10 protein-coding genes are annotated in these 14714 nt (G+C 32.8%); 2 read left to right on the forward strand and 8 right to left on the reverse strand.

The features are described 5' to 3' along the window. Positions 1 to 10: 10 nt before the first annotated feature. From SH09_RS14790 to SH09_RS14820, 7 genes are all read right to left on the reverse strand, one after another. Positions 11 to 1417 (reverse strand): MFS transporter, encoded by a 1407-nt coding sequence (locus SH09_RS14790; protein WP_042740356.1) that lies wholly within the window; start codon positions 1415 to 1417, stop codon positions 11 to 13. 242 nt (positions 1418 to 1659) lie between these two features. Further along, positions 1660 to 2355, reverse strand: a complete 696-nt coding sequence (locus SH09_RS14795; protein ID WP_229366531.1) for an alpha/beta hydrolase — start codon at positions 2353 to 2355, stop codon at positions 1660 to 1662. A 42-nt stretch (positions 2356 to 2397) separates the two neighbouring features. Then, positions 2398 to 2862, reverse strand: a complete 465-nt coding sequence (locus SH09_RS14800; protein WP_042740357.1) for a hypothetical protein — start codon at positions 2860 to 2862, stop codon at positions 2398 to 2400. A 225-nt stretch (positions 2863 to 3087) separates the two neighbouring features. Further along, positions 3088 to 4263 carry a M20 family metallopeptidase gene (locus SH09_RS14805; protein ID WP_042740358.1) on the reverse strand — a complete coding sequence of 392 codons (1176 nt, stop codon included), beginning with the start codon at positions 4261 to 4263 and terminating at the stop codon, positions 3088 to 3090. Positions 4264 to 4353: 90 nt separating this feature from the next. Then, positions 4354 to 5742: an MFS transporter gene (locus SH09_RS14810; protein WP_042740359.1), complete on the reverse strand. Its 1389-nt coding sequence runs from the start codon at positions 5740 to 5742 to the stop codon at positions 4354 to 4356. 409 nt (positions 5743 to 6151) lie between these two features. Continuing rightward, the gene (gene aryK, locus SH09_RS14815) at positions 6152 to 8422 is read right to left on the reverse strand and encodes a transcriptional regulator AryK (RefSeq protein ID WP_042740360.1); all 2271 of its coding nucleotides are present in this window, start codon (positions 8420 to 8422) and stop codon (positions 6152 to 6154) included. 135 nt (positions 8423 to 8557) lie between these two features. After that, complete coding sequence (locus SH09_RS14820) at positions 8558 to 10720, reverse strand: MMPL family transporter (RefSeq protein WP_042740361.1); 2163 nt, start codon at positions 10718 to 10720, stop codon at positions 8558 to 8560. A 163-nt stretch (positions 10721 to 10883) separates the two neighbouring features. Here SH09_RS14820 and SH09_RS14825 point away from each other — a divergent pair, with 163 nt between their 5' ends. After that, on the forward strand, positions 10884 to 11435 hold the full coding sequence (locus SH09_RS14825) for a TetR/AcrR family transcriptional regulator (RefSeq protein ID WP_042740362.1): 552 nt from the start codon (positions 10884 to 10886) through the stop codon (positions 11433 to 11435). Positions 11436 to 11698: 263 nt separating this feature from the next. On the opposite strand, the gene pruA is transcribed toward SH09_RS14825, so the two are convergent. After that, positions 11699 to 13243: an L-glutamate gamma-semialdehyde dehydrogenase gene (gene pruA, locus SH09_RS14830; RefSeq protein WP_042740363.1), complete on the reverse strand. Its 1545-nt coding sequence runs from the start codon at positions 13241 to 13243 to the stop codon at positions 11699 to 11701. Between the two features lie 326 nt (positions 13244 to 13569). Here pruA and SH09_RS14835 point away from each other — a divergent pair, with 326 nt between their 5' ends. Then, a complete protein-coding gene (locus tag SH09_RS14835) occupies positions 13570 to 14640 on the forward strand; it encodes an acyltransferase family protein (protein ID WP_042740364.1) in 1071 nt (356 codons plus the stop codon). The last annotated feature ends 74 nt before the right edge of the window (positions 14641 to 14714 follow it).

Consider the following 14714-nt stretch of genomic DNA (forward strand, 5'->3'; position numbering starts at 1 on the left):
TTGATACTAACTATCTACTATTTATAACCGACCCCTTCACTGACCGTGTTGGTATCACAATTGCACTTGCACAAACTGCTCCAAAGATAAGCATACTACCTACAATAAAACCAACTCCCGCCGCTACATGTACGCTATATCCTCCTTGCATCACACCAGTAAAAAGAGAAGTCATAATCGCAATACCAAATGCACCACCTAACGTCGACCCCATCTTAAAAATTCCGGATGCTACTCCAACCTTATCCGGGTCAGTCGTTGATACTGCTGTACTCAATGCTGGCGTAGCAAATAGACCTGTCCCTGCACCAAACAGTACAGAAGCAATCAATGCTAATACAATATATTGTGTCGCGTTTAAAAAGGTACAACTAAATAATATAACACCTAAAGCAGTCAATATCGGTCCTACAATCATTGCACGTTTCGCACCAAAGCGCTTGATACTTTTTTCTCCTAACCGTATGACAATGAGTAAAGCAATCAAATAAGGCAATGTAATTAATCCAGCATATAAAGGACTTAAGTGAATTCCAGATTGGATATACATATTTAACAACGCAATCACACCAACCCCTGTATTTAACAAGAAGTTTGCAATCACTGCGCCAATATATGGCTTATTCTTAAATAGTTGTAGATTGATGAATGGCGTCGACTGTCGTTGTTCAACATAATAAAATAAATAACCACAAATAATAAATACCCCTATACATATGAAGGTAATTGCGCTCAACCAACCAATCTTATAGCCTTGCGTAATCACGAAACTTATACTCGCAATCATCACAATAAATAATACTAAGCCTTTGATGTCAAATTTGGTTACTTTAGCGTGTTTTTCAAACTGCTGGTTAGATAAATTTTTAAATAAAAACAAGGCACATACCGAGACAATAATCGAAATCATAAATATCGCTTGCCAATTAAAAAATGTTGCAATTGCCCCTGCGAAAAATGAAGAAAGTCCTGTACCGCCAAATGCACCTATTGACCAAAAGCTTAAAGCACGTTGTCTTGAAGCACCTTCAAAGTAATAATTGACCATCGATATTGTTGCTGGCATTAAAATTGCTGCTGACAATCCTTGAATCATTCTTCCAACTAACAACAGCACAACACTATTTGTAATGATTAACATTAATGAACCAACTATACTTAATACTAATGCAATGCGTGTCATCTTTAACATACCGTATCTGTCTGAAATATTACCTGCGACAACCATAAATACCCCTGTCACAAATGAAGTAAGGCTGATAGAAATATTCACTATATCTGGAGAAGTGCTGACAGTCCCTTGTACTTTTGGTCCAATATTAAGAAATGACTGCGCAAATAACCAATAGGTCAAAATTGCCAGTACAATACCTAACAATAATTGCTGCTCACTTATATTTTTGTTTTGCTGTTTCATAAAGTATCCCCCACCCTTAGTAAAATAGTTAAAACAAAAAGTCGTTGAACATAAAATAAAAACGAGGTTGTGAACTGTAATGTTTCTCAACCTCGAACTTTTATTACTATATTGCATTATTAATGCAATGCAATTCAACTTATACTTATACTTTTTACCTTAGCACTATTCATACTAAAAAGTGTTTATTTACAACTTAGTTTCAGGTGCTATAAACAATCAACAGCAATATTTTTACAAAATCAGTATATTTTTTTAATTGCCTTAGCAAAATACTTTTTAAAGAAATGATCCCTATGCAGTCCTTTTCTATTTTGGATAAACTGCAATGTCGTTTCTTCAGATATCAATAGTTCATCTAATATATCAACGCCACGTTCTGTATTTGGTACCATATAACGATTTAGATGTGTGCTATCTATACCTTCAAGCGCACCGACATACCAATAGATATGTTGTGTTGTTTCAATAATCGTTTGATGTCGCATAAATGAAATGAAATTCGGATACCAAATTGAAGGAGATAATAATATATAGTGACCGAATACATCATGATATTTAAATAAAGCATATAAGGAAACCAATCCTCCAAATGAAGCACCAGCTATACCGATTTCCTCTCTCTTATCAGATATATTAAAGCATTTTCTCATATAAGGAATGAGTGATTGTACAATCCAATTTAAATAAGCATCGGCTTCACCAAGATAATGCTTGCTAGATACCTCTTCTGGCCACGGTGTGTATTCCGCCGTTCTATCATGAGGTAATACCCCTACGAAAATAACTTCTGCTTCAACATCCTTAAATAAATAATCACCATCTTGTACAATAAGGAGTGGATAGTTTCGAGTTGAATTATTAAAATAACTTTTCGGCAACTTTACCTTGAGCTCAAAGCTATCGTAACAAAGATTTAACTTTCTCATATTCATCATTATCGCCTACTTCCTTCTCTGCTATCCTACTCACTATTTATATCATTGAAAATTATATAACTTAATATCATTTTCCTTGGCATATTCTAAAGCAAGTATTTCAAGCAGATTTATTAGTGCTGGATTCCCTTTAACTTTAATGTATTGAAACTTTAATTGATAATCTTCCGCTCTAAAATCCTTCGACTCAATTTCAGTAATATTTTGTTGTTCTAAAAATGCTTTTCTAAATTTAGCTGTACCTGCTTCTGATTTCGAATTAAATTGCGCTAATTTGTCGTTTAAATCCTTTTGCGTCAATTTATATCCTGTCATATAACCTCCGGCTTGCCCGACAAACAATGGCTGCTTATTATTAAAAATAACAAATACACCTTTTTGTTCCTTCACTTTACTTCTACTATCCTGATCAAACTTTAATGCTTTAGATTTATCGTATTTAAATAACTTTTTTAACGATTTATTATATGTTTCAAGCAAACTTGTCAGTTTCTTATCTCCATTCATCTTCCATCATCCTTTGAATAAATTCTTATTAGTTTATATATACACTCAAATATACAATATTAAACTAGATGGAAGATACACCCGCGTTGATGTATAAGCATAACAAATAACCCTAATTACTATTTAGAAATGACATTAAATATTCACCTCTTATAAAATGTTTACCTTAACAAAAATAGGTTGAGACATTATGCCCCAACCCTTGTTTCTAATATTTACAATTGATTATTTCAAGTAATTTAATACAGTTAAGCCAACCGCTTCAGCAGCAACTCTCATAGATGACTCACTGATATTAAATTTCGGATGATGATGCGGGTAAATCTTGCCATCCTCAGGTGCAGCACCAGCATAGATAAATGCACTAGGTAGTTCTTTCGCATAATATGCAAAGTCTTCTGATGGTGGTTGTGCTTCACATCGTTCAACGTTCTTGATAGCATCCGTTTCTGCATTATTAATAGAGTCTACTACAAATGTTGTAAATTCAGGGTCATTATATAACGCTGGATAATCATCGTGATATTCTAATTCACAAGTCACTCCAAACATTGCCTCTAAACCTGTAGATAAGCGATGTACTTCATTTTTAATTGTTTGCTTTGTTTCATCTGTTAAAGCACGTACATCCCCTTCGATTTCAACACTGTCTTTGATTACATTAAATTGCCCTTTACCATCGAATGAACCTATCGTTACTACACCTGTTTCAAACGGATTTAAACGACGAGATACAATTGTTTGTAATACAGATACAAAATGCGCACCTGCTACAATCGCATCATTAGCAGAATGAGGTGAAGAACCATGTCCTCCTTGACCAATGACTTTCAATTTAAAGAAGTCTCTGCCTGTTTGGACATTTTTTTCACGATAATATATATTACCTGCTTCCATGTTACTCATCACATGTAAGCCTAACACATGATCAACACCATCTAACACGCCATCTTTAATCATACCTTGTGCGCCACCTGGTGGTACTTCTTCGGCAGGTTGATGTATGATAACTACTTTACCTTTAAACTCGTCTTTTAGTTCAATTAAAGTTTCAGCCAAGATCAACATATATGCCGTATGTGCATCATGACCACACGCATGCATAACGCCCTGTGTTTTCGATGCAAAGGATAGACCTGTTTGCTCTTCAATTGGTAATGCATCAAAATCAGCACGAATCGCAATCGTCTTTCCTGCCTTACCACTATCTATCGTTACTTTAACGCCATTTGGACCCACATTCGTTTCAACTTTACAATCTTTATCCTTGTAAAAATCAGCGATATATTTCGGTGTTGCTTCCTCGTGAAATGACAGTTCAGGATGTTGATGTAAATATCTTCGTATATCTATCATACGTTGTTCTTTAGTTTTTAATTTTTCTATTAATGCATTCATCATAGTGCATTCCTCCTATATAGCTTAATACGTAACATACTGTTATTTTCTGACTAATTCTTTAAAAGTTAAATGTTTAAATTCTCTAAAAAATTAATATTTTTTGGTTGTTGGGACAGTAAATACAATGATTACGAACGACAAGATTGCCATTAATACATTGAGCCATAGTCCAACAAGTGCACCAACATGAATATTTGTCATACTTGACACAATGCCAAACAATGCACCTGACAAAGCAATACCAAATGCACCGCCAAGAGATGACGCCATTTTATAGATTCCAGAAGCTACGCCTACTTTATCTTCTGGAGAGTTTGATATTGCCATATCTGTTGAAGGCGTTGCATAAAAACCTAGACCTAAACCATATAATAAATAACCTACAATACATACCACGACATAGACCATATTAGGTAAAAATGTAAATGATATTAAAATAATACCAACCATGTTACAAGCAGTACCTAACAACATCGGTTTTTTAGCGCCAACCTTTTGTAACACCTTTTCTCCAACTCGAATCATAAACAATACTGTAATAAGATACGTAATTGACAACAGTCCTGTTTGGAAGGCGTTAAATCCAATACCTCTTTGTACAAAAGTATTTGCTACTAATAGTGCCCCTGCGACACCATTTAATAGAAAGTTAGATAATGTAGCACCTGTATAGGCCTTATTTTTAAATAATTTAAAATCAATCAACGGATTGTTAATTTTATTTTCAACTTTAATAAATGCCACAGTAGATATAATAAATACTACGATGAGTACTAGTATAATTGGAGAAAGTAACCCAAATGTTGCACTTTGCGTAATCACAACATTAATACTTAACATCATGACTACAAAAAGAATTAATCCTAAGAAATCAAATTTACTTGCAACATTGCCTTTAGATTTTGTTTCTGGTGTTCCTTTAATCAGCAACATTGAAATTAATGCAATGATAATTGAAAGTATAAATATCCAACGCCAACCAATAAATGTGGATACCATGCCACCAAATAATGATGCTAATCCTGAGCCACCCCAAGATCCAATAGACCAAAAGCTAAGCGCACGTTGACGCTCTTTCCCTTCGTAATATGCCTTCATAATTGCCAACGTTGCAGGCATAATCGCTGCTGCAGATAAACCTTGTATAATTCTTCCTAAGATTAAGAATAATGGGATATTGGTACTTATAATCAAGAGCGATCCTATAATACTTAACCATAACCCTATATAAGTTACTCTTACACGTCCAATTTTGTCAGCTAAACTACCTGCACCTACGACAAACATGCCGGAAAATAAAGCGGTAATACTTACTGCAATACTAATCGTACCAATATTACTATGGAATGAACGTTGTAATTCAGGTACAACATTTAATAGTGATTGCGCAAATAACCAAAACGTAACTACACCTAACACAATACCTAATATCAGTTTATTATCACCTTTATAGTGCTGTGTATTGACCTCTTCTGCCATAAACTTGTCCTCCTATAATAACCATGTCTTAAAATACAATTAATGCTTTAGACATTTCTTAGTTCAAAAATCATTATAGAGAACGTGCTTCGGACGATATATGCCATTTTTGCTATCAACCATGATAATTTATGACAGATTTTTCACCTTAGTAAAATAAAGCAAATTTGAGTCATTCATTTTTGTTATTTGCAAAACATTCACGGCTATTTCCTGTTTTTTCTATTACCTCCTTCAATTTTTATTTGATTTATATTTCAAAGATATCAATAACTGAGACGGCACCAACGTTATCACTATAGATCGTTGCAACTCATGCATAATACAAATACTTTTACACTAATTCGATTCATACAAATAATGCTTATTGCTTGCGCCTGTTGCAATAAATCACATGTTTTCTTATACCCTATATATATTTCTTAAATTCAATTATATGTATTGCATTAGTTGTCAATTTTATATGATACGTAAAAAATGACAATACCTCTACCTCATTAACCTTTAATTGAGGATAGGTGATTCGATTGACATAATCTATTGTTTCTTGGTCCATGCCATGTGTTGTATTGTATTGTTGCCATATTTTATATAGCGCGCCATTATTTTTATCTAAGGTAAAGTGCTTAACTTTATACTTTCCAGCATCCATATCACGGATATTAATTTGATATTCACTATGATTTAACTGTTGTCGCCCATTCTTTGTTATAAAGTAAGGATTATAATGCTCTGCATCCCAAAGAACGAGTTGAAAGTGTGCTTTATCACCAACAACTAGACAATAATCACATTGATACATAATTTGCTTGAACAAACGTTTATAAAACATACTTGTGAAGTACGCCGGACGTTTAGCATCAAATTGATGATAGAGTTCTATGCCCCCCACTTGTGATGGTCTGGCATCACTATTAAAGGCTTGATGAATTTCGAAATTAAGCCAATACCCTATGTAATCTATCTCATGATTAATTTGTAACAATTGCTCAAATATAATTCCCGCTCTAAAGTATTCACCATTTGTTAGATTCGTATTACCTGTAAGCGTGTTCCAATTCAGTAACGTAAATGATAATGTACGCTGCCTTGATTGTAGGTAATGCTTCAACTGACGTATTTGTTGCTGTATATGCTTCTCTGCTAAATTAAATTGTTCACTTTCTAATGATTGAAGGTCTATCACATCATTTTGATTCGCTGAAAACGCGACTCCATCTATCAATTCTAGATAACAATCTATATCTTGATCCAAGTGCGCTAAGTCAAGCACAGGTATATTAAGTATCATTTTTACTTCTACAAAATACGCTTTAAATAACTTGCTTATATCCAAAAATTGTTGTTTATCTCCACTTTGTATATAGATTACTAACTGTAAAGCAGTTTGGTGTGTATAGACATTACACATATGTTTAATCAATTGTTTCAATTCTTTAAAATACTGCTTAAATTGAAACGCCGACTGTGGTGGTACAAGTTCTATCCCTAAAGCAATACCTTTCATCATCAAATAATTTAAACTTTCATCAATATGCATATATGGATGCACATGAGGGATTTGTTCATCACTGTCCATATAAGTTTGATTTAATCCACCTACAAATATCGGATCTTTAATGATTATATGGCTTACCCCCATGTCTCGCTCTATTTCATTTAATTGTTGTTTATAGCGCTCAACTAGTAAGTTATCCAAAGTTCCTATTTGTACGACTTGCTTAATCGGTGTCAATACCTTGTTGCTAGATTTTAATTGTACATTAATAACCTTTTGCGCTTCAGGTGAGTGCACAATATTATCCATATTTTGATTTATAAATAGTGATAAATAATACAAATATTTTTGATAATTATGTGGTTCTTTTATATGTTCTAATGTTGTATATCGTCTCGATTCATGAGACTGCTTTCTGTATTCAGAAGGCGTTTGTTTCATCTCTTGTCTAAAATATTTAATTAGTAAATTAGAAGAATTGAAGCCATTTTTAAAGGCAATTTGCGTAACTGTGAGTTGTGTATGCAACAAATCATCTTTCGCATGTTCTAAGCGAATTTGGTTAATATAATGCGTGAAGCCAATACCCATTTGTTGTTTAAATTTACGTGATAAATATGACACACTTACATCAAAGTGATCAGCAACTTCATTCAAAGTTATCGGTTCACTATAATAATGTTTAATATAATCACAAACTGCTACAATACGTTTATCTTTATTTTTGACTATGGTTGTAGATTCTTCTTTAGTCGGTATATAACGTATGATAATAAAAAGTAAATCTATCATTTGTTGTGCGATATAAAGTTGATGAAACCGTCCTTTTCTAATAAATACTGTACCTATTTTGGCAATAGTATGTCCTAACTGTTGATATATTGTATCTTGTAGTTTTTTTCTTTTTAATATAAAATATTTCCCAATATCTTCTGATAACGTCATCTGTAAGTAATTTTGTAGAATATGGATACTAATATAATAACAATCTGCTAATTCTTTGAATTGGTATGTTTCATTATGGTTAATAATAAATATTCCGCCCTTAGGATAAATGGTCGATGTATATCCCTGTTCTACAGAAAGTGAACCATTTAATACCAAGACGATTAACATACCTTTATTAATCCGCCGTGTACTATGCATCGTGTCATTAAATGTTATATTGTATTCGCTGTTCATATTTCACCTCATCACAATATATTTTCAATGACTTTACATATTTTTTCTATAAAATATTTATTTTGTTGATTTTTAGACAAAAAAAGTAGCCCGACCATTTCGTCGAACTACTTTCATGTTGTTATACTTCAATCATTATTTTTTAGTATATTTCTCTTGTAATGCATGTCCTTCAATATCAATATTCGGCATAATACGATTCAACCAACTTGGAACATACCAAGAAGCTTTGCCAAATAACGCAGTTAACGCTGGAATAAGCATTAATCTCACAATAAAGGCATCAAATAATACACCAAACGCTAATGATATACCCATCGATTTAATCATTACATCTTCTTGGAATACGAAAGCAAAGAATACACTAAACATGATTAATGCAGCAGCTACAATCACTGGTCCACTTTCCTTAATTCCTACTCGAATAGAGTATTTATTTTGACCCGTTTTACTATACTCTTCATGAATACGTGACATTAAGAATACTTCGTAGTCCATGGCTAAACCAAAGAGTAAACCAATAGCAATTACTGGTAAGAATGCCAATAATGGCCCTGTTTCACTGACGCCAAATATATTAGATAAGAAACCTTCTTGCATAACTAATGTAGTAAAGCCAAGTGTTGCCGCAAGAGACAGTACGAATCCGAGTACTGCCTTTAACGGTACGATAATCGAACGGAATACAACCATTAATAATATAAAGGCTAATACGACGATAACACCAGCAAATAACGGAATTGCATTATTTAATTTTTGCGACATATCAATATTAATTACACTTTGACCTGATACTTCAGTTTTGAAATCATAGTCTTTTTTAGCAGTATCATTATAATCACGTAAGTCATGAACGAGATTATTTGTAGATTCTGCATTAGGTCCTTTTTCAGGAATTACAGCAATTAATGCATAATCTTTATCTTTTGATAACTGTGGTGGTGTCACTAAATCAACATTCTTTTTATCTTTTAAGTCTTGTGACATTTTCTGTAAATCTTGTTTAAGCTGTTGCGGATTATCTTTCTTATCTTTAACATTTACAAGCATTGCAATTTGACCATTAAAACCTTCGCCAAATTTATCAGATATAATATCGTATGCTTTTTTCTGTGTTGAATCAGCAGCCTTCACACCATCATCTGGTATACCAAGACGCATGTCTTTAATAGGAATTGCTGCTAAGACAAGAATAATTAAACCAATTAAAATTGCTACAAATGCTTTATCAACAACAAATTTAGACCAAAATGTATCAACATCATTTTTGAATTCTGACTTTGTTTTCTTAGGTTTAATTTGTTTATGGAATATACTAATTAATGCTGGTAATAGTGTAAGCGCACTTAATACAGCAACTAACACACTAATAGCGGATGCAAATCCCATTACCGCTAAGAAGTCGATTCCAACGAGTGATAGACCACATACAGCGATAATTACAGTGATTCCAGCAAAGATAACCGCACTCCCTGCAGTACCTACAGCCAAACCAACTGCTTTCACATGATCTGTTTCCGTCTTCATAATCTGTCTATATCTAAATAGAATAAATAACGCATAATCGATACCAACAGCTAAACCAATCATAATAGCTAATGTTAATGTTATATTAGGAATATCAAAGGCATAAGTTAACAATGAAATAATTCCGACACCGGTACCAAGACCTAGAATAGCACTGACAATTGGCATACCTGCAGCAATGAACGAACCAAATGTAATAAATAATACGACAAATGCAACAATAATACCAATTGATTCAGAAGAGCCACCAATCTCTGTACTTTCCATACCTGTTCCCATACGCTCGACTTGGACATTATGTTCTTTTTCAATTTTGTCTATTTTATCTTTGACATTATCTCTAGATTTATCAGATAAATTCGTTGCAGAAACATCGTAGTTTACATCTGCAAAGGCAGTCGTTTTATCTTTACTAATCTGTTTACTCTCAAATGGATCAGTTACATTTTTAACATCTTTATCATCATCTTTAATATCTTTTAATGCTGATTTAATATCTTTTGTAACTTGGGGTTTAACAATGCCATTATCGGCATCACTTTTAAATACAACTCTAATCTGAGCTTTCTCACTATCTTGCCCAAATTCATCTTCAATTTTTTTATTTGTATCTAATGATTTCAGGCCATTCATCGTGATGTCATTATCAAATTTGGGTGAATTTAATGTCAACGGTGTAATAATCGCAGCCAGCAGGATAAGCCATGCAATAATGCTCCACCACTTATGTTTTGCGACAAAAGACCCTAACTTATACAAAAATTTTGCCAAACTATTTGCCTCCCTATTTAATCAACGTTATATTTTAAATATATTATGTAGATTATCTGTATCTTACATATTCATAGTAACATACTAATCATTTTTGATTCTTTTATAAAGAATTAATAATATAGAACTGTATATTTAAACTACACATAAGGAGAATTGTAGAATGAATGAAAATGATTTACGTGTGATTAAAACGAAACGCGCCTTAAGTCACAGTTTTTATACGCTTTTGGAAACAACACTATTTTCATCAATTTCAGTAAATCAAATATGTGAAAATGCGTTAATTCATAGAACAACATTTTACAAACATTTCTATGACAAATATGATTTACTCATTTATTTAATCACTGATTTAACCAAAGACTATTTTTCTATAGATTTAAAGGAACGTATCAATAGCCCCTTTAGCACTATGGAAAAAACGATTAACCACATTGATAAATTGAAAAAAATTGGTGATTTTCAACAAGGGGATAAAGAATTTGAACGAACTACTGGGAATCATTTTATTAAAGTAATCCAAGAAGATATTAAACAAAACATACATCGAATTGAAGTTGATCCAACGATACCAAAGGACTTAATTTTTTATATTTATGGTTCTAGCCTTTTCGGTATTATGGAATGGTCACGTGAAAATAATGCCAACTGTACTGCACAAGCGCTTGATGATTATTTTCATAAATTAATTAACATTAAAATAAAGGACTAAAGTGTTCTGATAATTAGTTATTAAGAACCTTACGCTTTCTCTATTAACAGCAGCAACTATCAAAATAAACAACAACATTATACGTTTTAACATAAAGGTATGAGCAACGGTCATCTTCTTTGTATTTTTTAATCTATATGCTTTAGCAAACTTATATGTTCAACACCCCAAAAATGCCACATACAAAAAGGGCACAACCGTCATAAAAACGGATGTGCCCTCTTTATTTGTGTATATCATTTATAATTTAGCAATAGCTAAATTTAGAACATCTCTGAAACTACCTTTTGTTCTAAGAAGTTTAATAAGTAGTCAGGACTTCCTGTCTTCGCATCTGTACCAGACATTTTGAAACCACCAAATGGATGGTAACCTACAACAGCTGAAGTACATCCACGGTTAAGGTATAAGTTACCTACATCGTATTCTTGTACTGCTTTGATCCAGTGTTCACGATTGTTCGTGATAACTGCACCAGTTAAACCGTAATCTGTGTCGTTTGCGATTTCAAGTAATTCTTCGAAATCGTTACCTTTAACGAAACCAACAACTGGTCCGAAGATTTCCTCTTGCATAATTTGATCACTTGATTTCAAACCAGAAATAATAGTAGGTTCAACAAAGTAACCAGTAGAGTCGTCTGCTCCGCCACCTTGTTCTAATTTACCTTCTTTACTTCCGATATCTATATAATTTTTAATCTTATCGAATTGTTTCTTATTAATTACTGGTCCCATGTACGTATTTGTTTCAGTATTACCAACTGTTAATTCTTTAGTTAATTTAACAGCTTTTTCTAATACTTCATCATATACATCTTTGTGTACAATTGCACGTGAACATGCAGAACACTTCTGACCTGAGAAACCAAATGCTGAAGTAACAATTGCTTCAGCCGCTAAATCAGTATCGATATTCTCATCGACAACAATCGCGTCTTTACCACCCATTTCAGCAATCACGCGTTTTAAGAACTGTTGACCTTCTTGAACTTTAGCCGCTCTTTCGAAGATACGTGTACCAGTAGCACGTGAACCTGTAAATGTTACAAAGTGTGTGTGTACACTATCTACAAGGTAGTCACCAATTTCTTTAGGGTCACCAGGTACAAAGTTTACAACACCTTTAGGTAATCCAGCTTCTTCTAAGATTTCTATTAATTTATAGGCAGTTAATGGTGTGTCTTCTGCCGGTTTTAATAATACTGTATTCCCTGCAACGACCGGTGCTAATGTTGTACCAGCCATAATTGCGAATGGGAAGTTCCATGGTGGAATCGTAACACCAGTACCAATAGGTTTGTAGAAGTAATGATTGTGCTCTCCTTCTCTATCCAATACAGGTTTACCATCTGCTAATTCCATCATTGATCTTGCATAGTATTCGATGAAATCAATACCTTCTGCAGCATCGCCAACCGCTTCATCCCATGGTTTACCTGCTTCATAAACCATTAAGGCTGAAATTTCTTGTTTGCGACGTCTGATAATTGCAGCAACCCTAATTAAAAATTCTGCACGATCTTTGTGTGTCCATTTCTTCCATGATTTATAAGCTTCATTAGCAGCTTCAAACGCTTTATCCACGTCTGCTTTAGTCGCTTTAGAGACTTCTGCAATTACTTCGCTAGTATTGGCAGGATTGATAGACTGATACGTGTCATCAGTGAATTTATGTTCACCATTAATAACTAATGGAATTTTTTGATTTAATTCACCTTTAACTTTTTTTAAAACCTCTTTGAATGCTTCGACATTGCTACCATCAGTGAAGTCAATGCCTGGCTCGTTGTGATAATTAACTACCATTTTTCTACCCCCATGTTAGTTTGTAAATAGAAAACTGAAATGGAAACAATCCATTCTTTTTCATTGTATATGTATAGCACAACAAATGCAATCGCTTACAACCATTTTTGTGAAAATAAATAGTATATCGTCTAATTCGCATATTTTATTGTACTTTGTTATTATATTCCATAATATTTCCATATTTTAATAAAAATAAACATCAAAATATTTTAACAATTTGTAACTTAAAATTTACATTCACTTATAAACAGATATGTTACATTTGCGTATACGCTTTAATTTCTAATCATATAAACAGAGAAACATGAAAGGAAACATGCACAATGAAAACATATACCTCTGTTATTTTTTGGATGCGCACGATTGCTTGTTTAAGTATCGTACTTATCCATTCAATAACGACTACATTTAGTAAGATGGATTTTGTAGGACATAGTACACTGATCCGCATTATTCAGCTTTTACTTATGTTCAGTACGCCATTATTTGTATTCATTTCAGAATTCTTATTGGCGAAAAATTATCACGTTAAAACAAAACCTGGTTTCTTTAAAAACAAATTAATTTATCTAGGTATTCCATACCTATTTATAAATATTGGTATCTCGTTCTTTTATTTTAAACCTAAGCATTTCAGTGATTTTCTACATTATTTAAGCGAAACAATGTTTCATGGTGCAGCTGTCACATATTTCATTGTAATTATTTTCCAATTTTACATATTACATTACTTATTTTCTAAGTACCTTATAAAATGGAAACCTATCCCTGTAATTATTGGAGCAACTATATTCGCAACGCTTTACTGGGCATTTCGCCAATTCGTTCCTCAATCAGACAATCCTGTATTAGGATTATTTTGGGAACGCGAAGGCTGGATGTTGTTTTTAGGTTGGATTAGTTATTTCTTACTCGGTTTTTATACTGGAGTGTATTATGAAACGTTTATGAAAAAAATCAAAAATTATACCTGGGCTATCTTACTAGGTGCGGTACTTTCAATTGTGATTATGGTCGGTAATTATCTCGTCGGTATCAGTACTTGGGTAGAATCTAAACGCTTCGATATCCCTTTTTATGTAACAATGATTATATTGGTCTTTTTCTTATTTTCATCTTATTTCAAATATGTACCAAAGTTTATTCTATTTATTAGTAATTACTCCTTTTGTATTTATTTAATTCATTATTTCTTTGTACATAATTTAGGTCTATTGCGCCAAGATAGTGCAGTACTTAATATTACGTTTAACTTTATCATCACCTTAACTGTATCTATATGTTTAGCTTATATATTCAATTTATTTAAATTTGGTAAGTATATCGTTGGTGGTATTGGTAATGTACAATATGATCATGTTTATGAAAGCTATAAACACGGTAAAATGGATTAAACATTAAAAATTGGTCATTTTTAATGACAAAGGGGAAATTCTGCTAAGATATAAATAATTCAGTTTAAACAAGG

The organism is Staphylococcus gallinarum (assembly GCF_000875895.1).
GTDB lineage: Bacteria > Bacillota > Bacilli > Staphylococcales > Staphylococcaceae > Staphylococcus > Staphylococcus gallinarum.

What these genes read in the sequence shown, in the direction of transcription:
- SH09_RS14790 (WP_042740356.1), bottom strand. Translation starts at nt 1,417, where the DNA reads ATGAAACAGCAAAACAAAAATATAAGTGAGCAGCAATTATTGTTAGGT.
- SH09_RS14795 (WP_229366531.1), bottom strand. Translation starts at nt 2,355, where the DNA reads ATGATGAATATGAGAAAGTTAAATCTTTGTTACGATAGCTTTGAGCTC.
- SH09_RS14800 (WP_042740357.1), bottom strand. Translation starts at nt 2,862, where the DNA reads ATGAATGGAGATAAGAAACTGACAAGTTTGCTTGAAACATATAATAAA.
- SH09_RS14805 (WP_042740358.1), bottom strand. Translation starts at nt 4,263, where the DNA reads ATGATGAATGCATTAATAGAAAAATTAAAAACTAAAGAACAACGTATG.
- SH09_RS14810 (WP_042740359.1), bottom strand. Translation starts at nt 5,742, where the DNA reads ATGGCAGAAGAGGTCAATACACAGCACTATAAAGGTGATAATAAACTG.
- aryK (WP_042740360.1), bottom strand. Translation starts at nt 8,422, where the DNA reads ATGAACAGCGAATACAATATAACATTTAATGACACGATGCATAGTACA.
- SH09_RS14825 (WP_042740362.1), top strand. Translation starts at nt 10,884, where the DNA reads ATGAATGAAAATGATTTACGTGTGATTAAAACGAAACGCGCCTTAAGT.
- pruA (WP_042740363.1), bottom strand. Translation starts at nt 13,243, where the DNA reads ATGGTAGTTAATTATCACAACGAGCCAGGCATTGACTTCACTGATGGT.
- SH09_RS14835 (WP_042740364.1), top strand. Translation starts at nt 13,570, where the DNA reads ATGAAAACATATACCTCTGTTATTTTTTGGATGCGCACGATTGCTTGT.